This is a genomic window from Microvirga ossetica (assembly GCF_002741015.1).
Classification (GTDB): Bacteria; Pseudomonadota; Alphaproteobacteria; order Rhizobiales; family Beijerinckiaceae; genus Microvirga; species Microvirga ossetica.
Map to the genome: position 1 here is coordinate 5,000,301 of NZ_CP016616.1, position 14,467 is coordinate 5,014,767.

Genomic DNA, 14,467 nt, shown 5'->3' on the forward strand with positions numbered 1-14,467 from the left:
CGTGCCGAAACGAGGACGTCAGCCCCATTGCTGGAACAGTACCGCGCACGAAACCGATAGGCGCCGAAGAGTCGTTAGCGACCGATTCGCATAGATAAGAGAGAAACAGATGCAAATCCTTCCGCCGCCTGCAGAGACTTCGCGTATCAGCCCGGCTCTGAGACGCAACTTCCAACGGCTTCTCGCACCGTGCACCATGGCCTTCATCGGCGGCACCCAGGTAGAGCGTACTCTGGTCACGTTGCGCAATCAGAATTTCGATGGCGACGTCTATGTCGTCAACCCGAAGCGAGACGAGATCGCGGGTTACAAATGCCTCCCGACGATCCAGGATCTTCCCGCTGCACCCGATGCGGTGTTCCTCGCCGTCAACGCGGATGCGTCGATTGAGGCGCTCAATCAACTGCGTGAGCGGGACGCTGGCGGGGTCGTCTGTTACGCTTCCGGCTTTTCCGAGATTGGCGAGGCGGGGGCCGAGCGCAACCAGAACTTCATCAAGGCGGCCGGCGACATGGCCGTGGTCGGGCCCAATTGCTACGGTCTGGTGAACTACGTCAATCGCGGCAGCATTTGGCCTGCGCTTTATCCCAAGTTGAGGAGCAAGCGCGGGGCGGCCGTTATCGCACAGAGTGGCAACGTGACTGGCCACATCGTCTCGAATGACCGGTCGGTGCCGTTTTCCTATCTCATCAGTGCAGGAAACCAGGCCGTTCTCGGTTTCGAGGATTATATCGACTACCTAGTCGATGATCCCAACGTTACGTGTCTCGGGCTCTTCATGGAGGGGATCCGCGATGTTGCGTCGTTCTCGCAGGCATGCATGCGCGCCCGAGCGAAGGCGATCCCCGTTATCGTCTGCCGATCTGGCCGGTCCGAACTGGGAGCGGCAATGGCGGCCAGCCATACCAGTTCCCTGGCCGGACAGAACGAATACTACGAGGCATTATTCGATCGGCTCGGCGTGATCCGCACGGACACGGTGCCGCAGTTCCTTGAGATGATGAAGATCTCCTCCGTTGCAGAGCCGGTTGCGGGTTCCCGCATCGCCGTATTCTCCAGTTCGGGTGGCGACAATGGCCTGGCAGCGGACTATTGCTCCTTCGCAGGGCTCCAGTTGCCGCAGCCGTCGGCTGCGCAGATCAGCGAAATCAAGCCGCTCCTGCCGGAGTTTGGGCACGTTTCCAATCCGCTCGATTTCACCGCAGGATATTGGGGCGACGAGAAGCTACTGACGCCCATGTTCACCACGATGCTCTCGGCGGATTGCGACGCCGGGATGCTGGTGGTGGACTATCCGCCCGCCACCTCGCCCTACAAGGACACCTCCGCCCACGAGGCGATGGACCGAGCCCTTGCGTCGGCAGGGAAGGCCACAGGCAAGCCGGTGTTCCATGCCTCCGTCAACACCGGCGGCATCACGCCGGAGGCAAGCGAGAGGATGGTCGCACAGGGCATCGTTCCGCTCCAAGGCCTGCACGACGCTGCTTCGGTCGTGGCGAAATGGGCTGAACATTGCGCACGGGTTCGCGCCGCTTCGGCCGATGGCGGCACTTCTTTCTCCACCCTCGCTCCCTATGCGGCACGGCCGCTGAACGGGGCCACACGGACTGTGAACGAAGTGGAGTCGAAGCGCCGTCTTGCCGCTTACGGTTTGGCGATGCCGCAGGGCAGGGTGGTGTCGCTGGCGCAGATTTCCGAACTTCCTGAGCAATTCGACACGCCGATGGTTCTCAAGGTCGTTCACGATGAACTGCCGCACAAGACGGAGGTCGGTGGAGTCGCGCTGAACCTGCGCGGTCGCAACGAGGCACTGGCCGCGGCCAACCGAATGATCGACAATGTCGCAAGGCATTCGCCGACGCTGCAGCTCGAGAAGTACCTGATGGAGCCGATGCAGGCGCCGCCACTCGCCGAGCTCATCGTGGGGGTCAAGCGCGATCCACTGTTCGGAATGGTGCTCGTGATAGGAGCGGGAGGCATTTTCGTGGAACTGCTCAAGGATGCCACGCCGCTGCTGCTGCCCGTCAGCCGCAACGATGTCGAAGCCGCCCTGAAAGGGCTGAAGAGTTCCGCCCTGCTTAATGGGTTCCGGGGGCGTCCTGCCGCCAACCTCGAACTGGTTATTGATGCGATCATGGCGATCGCCTCCTATGCCGGCGAGCACCTCGATACATTGTCCGAGCTGGACGTGAACCCTCTGATGGTCAGCGAAAACGGCGCAGTCGCCGTCGACGCCCTGATCGTCGAAGCGCCGAGGGCGAACTGATCGACCTCGCCCCTCGGAGAGAAGCGATACTTCACTCCGAGGGATTTCAGTTTTGTAAGATCATCATCGACGGGAAGACGCGAAATGATTGAGAAGCAGCAGACCGGGGCCGAGGCTCTCGTACGTACACTGATCGCAGGAGGGGTGAACACCTGTTTCGCCAATCCGGGCACCAGCGAGATGCACTTCGTGGCTGCGCTCGACCGTATTCCGGGCATTCGCTGTGTGCTGGGACTGCAGGAGAATACGGTCACCGGCATGGCGGACGGGTATTTCCGGGTCACGCGCCGTCCGGCAGCGACGCTTCTGCATTGCGGCCCCGGCTATGCTAATGGCATCGCGAACATTCACAATGCGCGCCGGGCCGGCAGTGGCATGCTGAACATCGTCGGCGACCACGCCATTCCTCATGTCGCGCACGACAGTCCGCTCACGTCGGATGTCGATGCCATCGTGGGCGCGACTTCCGAATGGCACGCGTTCTGCACCCATCCCGGTCGGATCGGCATTGATGCGTCACGGGGCCTTGAATCAGCCGGCAGTGGCTTCGGACAGGTTGCATCCCTGGTGCTCCCGGCGGATGTCTCCTGGAGCGAGGGCGGGATCGAGGCCCAGCCTGTGCGGCCGTGTGGCCCCTTGCCGTGCGATCCGCAGCGCATCAAACAGGTTGCGCGGGCGCTCCGATCCGGTCGCAGGGCGCTCATACTTCTGGGGACCCCTGCCGTCGTTCCGGAGCTTCATCCTCTTTTGGCTGGAATCGCGAGCGAGACCGGCGCCACGCTGATGGGAAGTCCGTCGATTTCGAGCATGCCGAAGGGCCGGGGCCGTCTTGTCCTGCCCGTCGTACCCTATTCCGTGGACGAGGCAATCAAGGTGCTGGCGACCTATGATATCGTCGTTCTCGTCAACTGCCCTCCGCCGACGGGTTTCTTCCTCTATCCCGGGCGGCCCAGCACCATGCACCGGCGCGATGCCGACGTCCTGACCCTCTCGCGCGAGGACCAGGATGCGGCTGGGGCCTTGCGCGCACTTGCAAGCGAACTTGGTGCCGCTCCCGCGGCCGTACCGGTTCCTGAGGGTGACGGCATCCCCGACGTGTCGGGCCCCATCACGCCGGCAGGATTTGCCGCCGTCGTGGCGAAACGCCTGCCGGAAGAGGCCATTGTCGTGAACGAGGCATTGACGCTCGGTGGCGGCTTTGCCGCGGTGACTCCCTACGCAGCACCTTCCGATTGGCTGACAGTAACCGGCGGAGCGATCGGCGGAGGAATACCGCTGGCGACGGGTGCGGCGATTGGTGCACAGGCCATGGGACGTCCGGACAGACGCGTGGTGACCCTTCAGGCCGATGGATCAGCGGCCTACACGCTGCAAGCTCTCTGGACGCAGGCCCGTGAAAAGCTCCCGGTGACCACATTGCTGCTCAACAATCGGTCCTATGCAATCCTTTTGGGAGAGTACGCCAAGGTCGGTGCGAAGCCGGGCCAGACTGCCCTTGACATGATGAGCCTTGATCGTCCTGCCATCGATTGGAGCGCGATCGCGACGGGCTTCGGCGTTGCGTCTGCGGGCGCCACGACGCTGGAAGAGCTCGATCAAACCATGGCCAAGGCGCTCGCTCTCGACGGACCGATGCTGATCGATGTCCAGTTCCCCTGATGGATGTTCCTGTTCTTAGTGATGGGATGCATGGCGCTTCATCACCGTGAGTGAGCGTGGCTCATGCGTACAGCTCTAAACCTGGCCAAACGGTCCAAATGAAACTCACCCTAACGAGGAGGACGGAATGAACAAGCGGCAGTTCTATATCAATGGAGCTTGGGTTGATCCGGCGGTCCAGAACGACCATCCCGTGATCAATCCATCGAACGAAGAGATCTGCGCCATCATCTGCCTTGGCTCAACCGCCGATGCCGATGCGGCGGTCGCAGCCGCCCAATCGGCCTTTCCCACCTGGGCGGCGACGCCGCCGTCGGAACGAAAGGCTGTGGTTGAAAGGATCCTCGAACAGTTCGTCCGGCGCCGCCAGGAAATGGCCGAGGCGATGTCGGTCGAAATGGGGGCTCCGATGCGTCTGGCCTACGGGGCGCAGGCCGGCGCCCTGGAATGGCACCTGCGCAACTTCCTCACGGCCTTCGACGAGATTCAATGGCTAAAACCCCATGTGGGCGGCGAAGGCAACACAATGATCGCGCAGGAGCCAATCGGCGTCGTGGGGCTCATCACGCCCTGGAACTGGCCCATGAACCAGGTCACGCTGAAAGTGATCCCGGCGATGCTGGCGGGATGCACCTGCGTGCTGAAACCGTCCGAGGAAGCCCCGCTTTCCTCGATGCTGTTTGCAGAATTCGTTCATGACGCAGGCACCCCGCCAGGCGTGTTCAATCTGGTGAATGGCGATGGCGCCGGTGTCGGCACACGCCTTTCGAGCCATCCGGATGTGGAGATGATTTCGTTCACCGGCTCGACCCGAGCGGGCCGCGCCATCTCGAAAGCGGCTGCGGACACATTGAAGCGTGTTACCCTTGAGCTCGGTGGCAAGGGAGCCAACCTGGTCTTCGCCGACGCCGATACCGCCGCTGTCGAGCGCGGGGTGCGGCACATGATGCAGAACTCGGGACAATCCTGCAACGCGCCGTCTCGGATGCTTGTCGAGCGACCGTACTATGATTGTGCCGTTGAGATTGCGGCCGGTGTCGCGAACTCGATCAAGGTTGCTCCGGCGTCGGAAGAGGGGGATCACATCGGGCCGGTCGTCAACAAGCGGCAATGGGAACGGATACAAGGCTATATTCAGAAGGGCGTCGAAGAAGGCGCACGCCTCGTCGCCGGCGGGCTCGGCCTGCCCGAAGGACTGAACCGCGGCTTCTATGTGCGCCCGACCGTCTTTGCCGATGTGAAGCCGGGCATGACGATCGAACGCGAGGAAATCTTCGGTCCCGTGCTGACCATGATGCCCTTCGACACCGAGGAAGAGGCGGTCCGTGTCGCCAACGACACGCCATACGGTCTGAGCAACTACGTGCAGACGGGCGATGTTGATCGGCGCCGGCGCCTTGCCTTGCAGCTCAAGGCGGGGATGGTCGAAATGAACGGCGCGCCGCTCGCCGCAGGTACGTTCTTCGGTGGAGTGAAGGCCTCGGGCAGGGCTCGCGAAGGAGGGGTGTGGGGAATCGAGGAGTTCCTCGAATCGAAGGCAATCTCCGGTTGGAACGAATAACGGTCAGCAGGGACGATGAGCGTCTTGCGCCTCTGAATGAACAAGGGGAAGCCAAATGCGCGAAGCACTCATCGTCTCCACCGCCCGCACGCCAATCGGGAGGGCCTATCGCGGAGCGTTCAACGACACACAGGCGCAGGTTCTTGGCGGGCATGCGATCTCCCATGCCGTAGCGCGGGCGAAGATCGAACCAGCCGAGATCGACGACGTCGTCATGGGCGCCGCTATGCAGCAGGGAACAACCTACCTGAACGTCGCCCGCCAATCCGCGCTGCGGGCTGGCCTGCCGACTTCCGTGGCTGGAATGACGCTCGACCGGCAATGTGCCTCCGGCCTTATGGCGGTCGCGACGGCCGCCAATCAAATCGTCGCGAATGGGGTGCCGATCACGGTCGGAGGTGGGCTGGAATCGATCTCCCTCGTCCAGACGCCGGCGCTCAATCAGGATCGTTTCCGGGATCCCTGGCTGGTCCGGAATCGTCCTGATTTGTACATGTCGATGATCGAGACTGCGGAGATCGTTGCCGAGCGCTATGGCATCTCCCGCGAAGCCCAGGATGCCTTCGCACTTGAGTCGCAGCGGCGCACCGCGGCCGCGCAGGCGTCGGGAATATTCGACGACGAGATCGTTCCTCTCGAAAGTGTCATGCGCGTGAAGGACAAGCAAACCGGCGAAGAAAGGTTTGTCGAGGTCAGGCTTGATCGAGACGAGGGCAACCGCCCGGAGACGACTCTCGAAGGTCTTTCGGCATTGAAGCCCGTCTTTGCCGATGGCCAGATCGTCAGGCAGGGAAAATTCGTGACGGCCGGCAACGCCTCACAACTATCGGACGGGGCCTCCGCATGCGTGCTGATGGAATCCAAGCTCTGCGAACAGCGCGGACTTGTGCCTCTTGGAGCTTATCGAGGCATGGCCGTTGCGGGCTGCGATCCCGATGAAATGGGCATCGGCCCGGTCTTCGCCGTCTCGAAGTTGCTCAAGGCATATGGCCTCACTGTGGACGATGTCGGCCTGTGGGAACTCAACGAGGCTTTCGCGTCGCAGGCAGTCTATTGCCGTGACCGGCTTGGTATCGATCCAGCGAAACTGAACGTCAATGGCGGTGCGATTTCCGTTGGACATCCCTACGGCATGTCGGGAGCGCGGTTGGTGGGTCATGCTTTGATTGAGGGAAAACGGCGCCACGTGCGATACGCCGTCGTGACGATGTGTGTTGGCGGCGGGATGGGGGTCGCGGGCCTTTTCGAAGTCCTATGAGAGCATCCGTCACAAGGCCTGGTCAGGCGTGTTCCGGCGGCCCGAGCCACGATCGGATCCTGCTGGGCCCGATCGGAGGCAGAAACCCCGCAATATCCGTATCCATCCTTCCCACTCGCAGATGATAGCGGAACACATTGACACATCCGGCGCCCACATCATCAAAAACACTTCGCGCAATCGTCATGATGTGCGTCGGATCACTGAGCTTCACGCTCAATGATACGATCACCAAGTTCCTGATCGACAGCTATCATGTGACCGTCATCATCTTCGTGCGCAGCGTGCTGGCGATGCCCTTGCTTATCCTGTTGGCCGTCACCCTCGGTCGCGAGAGAGTCAGGTGGTCGCACAGGGTTTTGTTCCATGGAGTTCGCGGCTCCGTCGGCCTCTTGGCCGCCTATCTCTATATCAGTGGGCTGGAGTATTTGAGCGTTGCTGAAGCGACGGTCATTGTTTTCGCTTCGCCGATCATCATCACGGCCTCGACGGTGCTAATCTTCAAGGAGCATGTCGGCTGGAGAACATGGGCAGCCGTGGTGATGAGTTTCCTGGGAGTGACGATCGCCATCCAGCCCGGCGCCGCAACGTTCCAGCCCGCTTCGCTGTTCATATTGGCCGCAAGTTTTCTGTATGCGACGAACTCGCTGACCGCGCGCTGGATACCTGAGGAAGACAATCTTTGGACAGTGAGCTTCTTCGGAGCATTCTTCTCGGCTCTTCTCGTCTCGCCGATGGCCGTGACTCACTGGGGCACCTTGGATGCGGCTGATTTTGCGCTGTTCGGGTGCGCTGCCCTCTGCTCGAGCCTAGGCATCGGTCTCGGATCACTGGCGTATCGGATGGCGCGTGCGTCCGACCTCGCGCCGTTCGGCTATTCCGGCCTCATATGGTCTTTGAGCGTCACCTGGGTCGTCTGGGGAACCATGCCCGGACTTTGGACCTTCGTCGGTGCGTTCGTGATCGCGAGTAGCGTCCTCTTCCACTTCATGTCGCCGCAGCAGCCTCAAGACAAGGCGAAATAGTCCCATTCGCTGGGACATGGTGCTCCCACAAAGCGGCGCGGGAACGGGGCTTTGGGCGTGCGAACTCTGCATGCGGAACGAGTGCAGCAGTTGCTTCATGATGTATTGCGATAAATTTATTTGGACGTACAGCCAATTTTATTGACAGCTTTCCAGCCTCTTTTTAAGGTGAATGAATAATGCCGGTGCAGGCCCACGGAGGACAAATGAAAACGCGCGTCACGGAGCTTTTGGGAACCCGCTACCCGATCGTGCAGGGCGGAATGCAGTGGGTCGGCCGGGCTGAACTCGCCTCGGCGGTGTCGAATGCAGGGGGGCTGGGCATCCTGACTGCTCTAACCCAGCCCGATCCGGAAGCTCTCGCGGCCGAGATCAGGCGCTGCCGCAACATGACGGACAAGCCATTTGGTGTGAATCTGACGATTCTGCCTTCGACCGCGCCGCCGCCCTACGAGGAATATCTCGACGCTGCGCTCGAGATGGGCGTGCGCATCATCGAGACGGCTGGACGCAGCCCCAAGGAGTTCATCGAGAAGGCGAAGGCCGCCGATGCCAAGATCGTTCACAAGTGCACGGCCGTCCGTCATGCACTTTCGGCCGAGCGGGCCGGAGTGGATGCGATCTCAATCGACGGTTTCGAGGCTGCCGGGCACCCCGGAGAGGACGACATTGGTGGACTGGTGCTGTTCGCGGCAGCTGCACGCGCGGTGAAGGTGCCGCTCATCGCCTCCGGCGGCATCGGCTCGGGTCGCGGCATGGCGGCAGCGCTGATGCTTGGCGCTGAAGGCGTCAACATGGGCACTCGCTTCTGCGCGACTAAGGAGGCTCCGATCCATGACGAGATCAAGCATGCTTTACTGCGTTCCGGCGAAACGGAGACGATCCTGATCTTCCGCACACTACGCAACACGGGGCGCGTGCTGAAGAATGCCATTTCAGAGGAGGTCGTCTCGATCGAGCGCCGCCCAGGCGGCTGCCAATTCGAGGACCTCCGTCACCTGGTCGCGGGAACGCGCGGGCGGCTGGCGCTGACCGAGGGCAACGTCAATGAGGGGCTGGTTTGGGCCAGCCAAGCGATCGGGCTGATCGAAGATATCCCGACCTGCGCTGAACTCATCGAGCGCATGATCGCCGATTGCCGCCAGGCGATGACGGAGGGACTGCGCGCATTTGAGGCGGGATAGTCGGTCCTGCTCGAAGAACGCCATCGGATGCGCCCCTCAAAGGGCCCGTCCGGTGGCCGATACAGTCAGCAATCCTGCGGCTCATGCACGCGCTGCGGCTGGTGGGCTGAGCTGTCCTTTTCTCAAGTCGCCGCTTCGAAGCTCTGAACTGCGTCCCGGTAAGAATGGGGTTTCAGTGGTATCCACAAGCACCAAGCCTGCGACTGATAGCGCCTATTCGTGGCTGCGCCTTGCCTACACCCTGCTCATCTCTGGCCTCAGCAGCGTCGGCATGTGGAGTGTTGTGGTCCTGCTGCCGGCCTTCGAGTCGGATTTTCATCTGACCCGGACCGAAGCCTCGTATCCCTATATGGTGGTCATGACAGGTTTCGTGATCGGCGGAGTTCTCTTCGGGCGCTGCGCTGATCGCTTCGGCGTGACCCCGGTGTTGATGGCGTCTACGGCGCTCACCGGCGCAGGCTTCGCGGTTAGCGCCTGGGTTTCGAGCTTCCCTCTGTTCCTGGGAAGCCTGCTGATGGTGGGAGCCGGAACCGCCGCGGGATTTGCTCCTCTCCTTGCCGATATTTCCCACTGGTTCAACAGGCGACGGGGAATTGCCATCTCCATCGCGTCAAGCGGCAGCTATCTGTCCGGCGTGCTGTGGCCGATCCTCATCTCATACGTACTTGCGCACGGCACCTGGCGCGATGCGCACCTGATCATCGCAGCAATCGTGCTCGTCACGGTCATACCCTTGTCGCTTCTCTTGCGGCGCTCGGTTCCGGAGACAGTCCTAGCAGAGGCAGATCTGGCATCATCCGCCAAAAGAGCTCAGATGGGCCTGTCGCCGCGTCTCCTCATTGGGCTCCTCGCCGTTGCAGGAGTCGGATGCTGCGTTGCCATGGCAATGCCGCAGGTTCATCTCGTTGCGCTCTGTGTCGATCGTGGTCTCGGCGTCGGCATGGGATCCGAGATCCTGTCCATGACCCTGGTGGCCGGCATCCTGTCCCGCCTCGTCGCAGGCTATTTTTCGGATCGGCTCGGAGGTGTGCGCACTCTGCTCCTCGGCTCAGCGCTTCAGACCTTGTCGCTCGCGCTCTACCTTCAGTCCGATGGACTGACGTCTCTCTATGTCGTCAGCCTGATCTTCGGTCTGTCCCAAGGCGGAATCCTGCCCGCTTACTCCATGATCATTCGCGAATACCTGCCCTCCCGGGATGCCGGAGGGGCGGTGAGCTTCGTGATGGCGGCAACGGTCGTCGGCATGGCACTGGGCGGATGGCTGTCCGGCTGGATCTACGAACATACAGGTTCCTACGATATGGCCTTCATCAACGGCCTTGCTTGGAACTTCCTCAACATACTCGTGATTGGAGCAATCTTTCTGTGCTCTGTTCGCGCTCGATCGCTACGGAGCAGCGCCCATCCTACACAGGGCATTCAATGACATCGGATCGACCTGCCCGGAGATCCGGATGTAAAGTCGATCCGGAGAACGTTCGAGACGCCCGAGGTGACGGGCAGTCCGGCAGCCATACACCCGGCCTTCGGCCACTCTTGCGGTGCCCTCACGCCTAACGATAAATTCCAGAGGAGCCGAACGCCAGTGACTGATTAGCGTCGGATGAGGGGAGCAGCAATCCCCGAAAACATTATTTGGACGTCCATAAAATTTTTGCTAGTGTCATAAGCCCGTTTCGCCGGATTTCTGAGAAACGGCGTAGATAGTCATTGATAGGATTGAAGTTGCAAGGCGAGTTGCTTTCACACGGAAGCTGGGCCCCGTGGACCCAGTACGCGTTCAAAGTGCCGGGCCAGCCTTCGCCTTTGGGGGATTACGGAGGACGTCCCGATCCAGCGCTCCTGAGGTGGTGAATGTACCAGCCGACTCTGGGGTGGTGCTTCCCAATCCACCGCGATTTCAAGGCGAGATCTTGCGGGTATATTGTTGCTGGCCCAGTGATGTAGCGTAAGTAGGTGACCCATGAATAGAGCAGAGAAGAAGATACTTACGCTTGAGACGCGGCGGCGCGAGTTGATCATTGCGACGCTCGAATCCATTCGCAAGCATGGCTACATTAACTCCACGATCAATACGATCAGTGCCGAGTCCGGTTTGTCTCGCGGATTGATAAGTCACTACTTCAAAAACAAGGACGACTTGCTTCTGTACGCCTTTCGCTTTTTGACCGAGAGACTGGACGAGTATTTTCGCTACGTGGTCCACTCGGCGGCACAGAATCAGTTCGAGAAATTGTTGTACGGGGCAATGGTGCCGTTCACAGGAGACAGGCCCTACCGCGAAGTGTGGTTGCACTTCTGGAGCGCATCGCGCCTCCAGCCGGAGGTCGCGGAGGTGCATCGCGAGTTATGGGCCACCTATCGGAAGGGGGTGAGGCGTCGGATCGCATCCCTTGCAAAAGAACGTGGGCTCGAGATCGACGACAACGCCACGGCACTGATGTATACGCAGCTTATCGACGGACTTTGGCTGGGTCTGGTTCTCGAAAACACCTATGACGACCTGACGTGCCGCAGGATTATGCGGGATTGGATCTGCGGGGTGTTCAAGGAGGATCCGCGCAAGTACCCGGATACACCGCCGATCGACTTGTCTGCAATTTCCGTGCAGAGCATGCTCTAAGAACGGGCACCCCGCCGGGCGCTCTAGCCACTTCACCATCTGCCTGCAGGGATCGAAATGCAGGGGCTCTTGATCAGACTCGTGGTACCAGAGGCATCTCCTGCGCCGCTATCGATCCCCGCCTCTTTCACTTATAGAGGCGGCTTGAGTGATCCTGAACTGTGCCGGAGCTTGGTTGGGCTGTTTGATCCTATCCATGACCGCCGGTGTTTCAACTGCACCTAAGCCGGATCAATAATTTAACGAGCAGCGACGCGCGGACGGTCAATTGCGTAACGGCTTGCCTGTTTTGAGCATATGGCGGACACGGTCCATTGTGGCCGAGGTCGATAGCCGGTCGATAAAGGCTTCACGTTCGAGCGCCATGATCACGTCTTCACCTGCGTGTCTCGCGGATTGAGCGTCACGCCTCCCGGTCAGGACCTTAATGAGTGTCTCGCCGACGACACGGTCATGGGGCGATAATTGACCGGTCAGAGACTCTCCTCCCTCCAGAATATCGCGAATGGCCGATGCGCCGGAAGCGCCGGAGCGAAGAATGCTCTGTGGTGCCGGATGCTGGTAGCTCGCGGCCAGTTCCAAAGCCTTGTGCTTCGCATCCGCGATCAGCCGATCAAGATTCATGGTTATTCCGTCGCTCTCGCGAAGGAAACCTAGGCGCCTTGCCTCGAAGGCGCTTGCGGAGACTTTTGCCGGCGCGATTAGGATGAAGGCTGCCAAGGCTGGCGAGGTCGGGCTTTGCGATCCACTTGCATCGGCGAAGCGGAGCAGCATCTCCTTGCAGCCACCCCATCCGGGGATGACGCCAATGCGAGTTTCTACTAGGCCGATCGACAGTTCCGCGTGGGCTTGGATCGCGTCGCAATGAAGGAGCAGCTCGCAGCCGCCGCCGAGGGCAAGGCCGGCCGCGGCTCCTACCACGGGAAAGGGCGCATACTTCACCGCCCGGAAGGTTCCGTGACCGTGATCGATCAGGTCGCCGATAGCCGAGCGGCCGCTCTCGACGGTTTCCAGGAAGATCCGGAGGTCTGCACCGGCACTGAAGACCGAGGCATCGCTGCCAATCACCAGCGCGCGGAAACTCTCCTTCGTCTTCTCGAGAGTCGCGTTGAGCTCATCGAGCAGCGCGGGCGAGATGGTATTCATCTTCGACCTAAACTCGAAGCCCGCCACGCCATCTCCAAGATCCCACAGCTTCGATGCCGCGCCGTCCATGGTAGGCCCTGTGGCTCGTGAAAGCGCGGCAAGCGTCAGAACGCCGTCACCTTCGGCGATTGGTTGGTAGGATCCGTCGGGGTGGAGCACCATCTGTCGGCCATCCCGGACGGTATAGAACCCGGCAGTCTCGGCGGCCTTTGACAGATAGGCGGGATCGGCGATCCCGCGGGCATGGAGCCGTTTTGAAAGCCAATCGGCACCAAGATGGTCCATCAACTCGAAGGGGCCATATTTCCAGCCGTATCCGGTGCGCATCGCTAGGTCGACCGCGTCGGGCGCGTTGGCGATCTCGGGTATCAACGATGCGGCATAGGCGAGAGCTTTTTCCATCACGGCTGCGGCGTAGCGTCCGCCAAGTCCGTCATGCTCCATCAAGGCGCGTGGATTGCCCTTGCTCGTCTCCAGACTTGCGGAAGCAACGGGCCGTTGCGGGCGATATTCGCCCGTCAGAAGATCGATGACATCACGCTGCCTCCGATCGGCCGAGAGACGCACGAAAGCGCCTCCGGCCTTACGTCCGGTCCGGTTCTCGGCGATCTTCCATTTGACGAGCGAGGGAGCAGCTTCGCATGCTTGAAGCGCATCGCTCTCGGGCAAGGATCCCTGCAGCGTTTGCAGGATCGTCACCATGAGGTTGATGCCCACCAGATCCAGGAGGCCGAAGATACCGGTTGAGGGAATTCCGAAAGGTTTGCTGATGACCGCATCGGCTTCCTCGATCTCGAGCCCAAGGCGGATGGCCTCGTTCTGCGCGACCGCCATCCAGTAACTGCCGACACGGTTGCCGATGAAGCCGGGGGTGTCTTTGCAGATGACAACGGCCTTGGCGAGGTGTCGGTCTGCGAAGTTGCGGATCGCTTCCACGGCATTCGGGTTCGTCCGGGGAATCGAAACGAGCTCCAGCAGGCGCATGTGGCGTGGCGGATTGAAGAAATGGGTGATGAGAAAATCGCGCGCGAATTGCTTTGGTAGGTCGCTGATCAGTGAAGCAAGCGGGATTGTTGAGGTGTTGGAGGAAACGAAAGAGCCTGCCTTGCGGACGGCATCGACGTCCCTATAGAGGTTCTGCTTGATATCGAGCCGTTCAGCCACCGCCTCGATGATCCAGTCAGCATCTGCAACAAGCGACAGATCTTCCGCAGTGGACCCGGGGCGCACGCGGGTGGCGAACTCCGCGTCCATGAACCCGCCGGTTTTCGACTATCGGGAAATTCCCTCGGCGGCACGCTCGCGCGTCATATCGAGAAGCACGACATCAACGCCGGCGTTGGCAAGGTGGACGGCGATGCCCGATTCCATAACGCCAGCTTCGATCACGGCGGCTTTTCTGATAGACATCATTGTGTGGCCTCCAAAGTCACGGTGATACTCTGCCTGCTGGCGATACGGTGAGGGACGAGGCACTATCGGCTCTGTCGCGGCTGAGCAGGTCTGGTTCGATTTCGAAATCCCGATGAGCGGCGAGCACCTGCGCCGGGAGCGCTTCGTACGTCACGGCGGCCTCATGGTCTCGTCAGGAGTGCCTGACTGTTTCGAAGTCTTGCGAGTGGACATGGCCATCGCTCTAGCGGAGCTTGGATGCATCGAGCCTTACCCACTCCGTGCGGGAGACGGCGGCATGCTGCGTCTTTGTTCTCACGCTTCCTCCCATGCCTGGTCGGTGTTTCACCTGA

General features: G+C 60.8%; 9 protein-coding genes and 1 pseudogene. 8 read left to right on the forward strand and 2 right to left on the reverse strand.

The features are described 5' to 3' along the window. Nucleotides 1-109 precede the first annotated feature (109 nt). The 8 genes from BB934_RS23960 (at nucleotide 110) to BB934_RS23995 (ending at nucleotide 11,576) form a co-directional block, all read left to right on the forward strand. A complete protein-coding gene (locus tag BB934_RS23960) occupies nucleotides 110-2,266 on the forward strand; it encodes an acetate--CoA ligase family protein (protein WP_099511935.1) in 2,157 nt (718 codons plus the stop codon). An 84-nt stretch (nucleotides 2,267-2,350) separates the two neighbouring features. Further along, complete coding sequence (locus BB934_RS23965; RefSeq protein ID WP_099511936.1) at nucleotides 2,351-3,925, forward strand: acetolactate synthase large subunit; 1,575 nt, start codon at nucleotides 2,351-2,353, stop codon at nucleotides 3,923-3,925. Nucleotides 3,926-4,052: 127 nt separating this feature from the next. Continuing rightward, nucleotides 4,053-5,486, forward strand: a complete 1,434-nt coding sequence (locus BB934_RS23970) for an aldehyde dehydrogenase family protein (protein WP_099511937.1) — start codon at nucleotides 4,053-4,055, stop codon at nucleotides 5,484-5,486. Nucleotides 5,487-5,541: 55 nt separating this feature from the next. Beyond that, entirely contained in the window at nucleotides 5,542-6,744 is a 1,203-nt protein-coding gene (locus BB934_RS23975; protein WP_099511938.1) for an acetyl-CoA C-acyltransferase, read from the forward strand. Between the two features lie 185 nt (nucleotides 6,745-6,929). After that, nucleotides 6,930-7,769 (forward strand): DMT family transporter, encoded by an 840-nt coding sequence (locus BB934_RS23980; protein WP_099511939.1) that lies wholly within the window; start codon nucleotides 6,930-6,932, stop codon nucleotides 7,767-7,769. Between the two features lie 206 nt (nucleotides 7,770-7,975). Beyond that, nucleotides 7,976-8,953, forward strand: coding sequence for an NAD(P)H-dependent flavin oxidoreductase (locus BB934_RS23985; protein WP_099511940.1), 978 nt, complete (start codon nucleotides 7,976-7,978; stop codon nucleotides 8,951-8,953). A gap of 175 nt (nucleotides 8,954-9,128) precedes the next feature. Then, complete coding sequence (locus BB934_RS23990; protein ID WP_237050074.1) at nucleotides 9,129-10,379, forward strand: MFS transporter; 1,251 nt, start codon at nucleotides 9,129-9,131, stop codon at nucleotides 10,377-10,379. A gap of 537 nt (nucleotides 10,380-10,916) precedes the next feature. Beyond that, nucleotides 10,917-11,576 (forward strand): TetR family transcriptional regulator C-terminal domain-containing protein, encoded by a 660-nt coding sequence (locus tag BB934_RS23995; protein WP_099511941.1) that lies wholly within the window; start codon nucleotides 10,917-10,919, stop codon nucleotides 11,574-11,576. Between the two features lie 264 nt (nucleotides 11,577-11,840). Here BB934_RS23995 and BB934_RS24000 read toward each other — a convergent pair whose 3' ends face one another. After that, nucleotides 11,841-13,556, reverse strand: coding sequence for an enoyl-CoA hydratase-related protein (locus BB934_RS24000; protein WP_237050366.1), 1,716 nt, complete (start codon nucleotides 13,554-13,556; stop codon nucleotides 11,841-11,843). Nucleotides 13,557-13,652: 96 nt separating this feature from the next. Continuing rightward, nucleotides 13,653-14,135 (reverse strand): annotated as a pseudogene (locus BB934_RS49270) (3-hydroxyacyl-CoA dehydrogenase family protein); the annotation flags it as partial. Nucleotides 14,136-14,467: the final 332 nt, after the last annotated feature.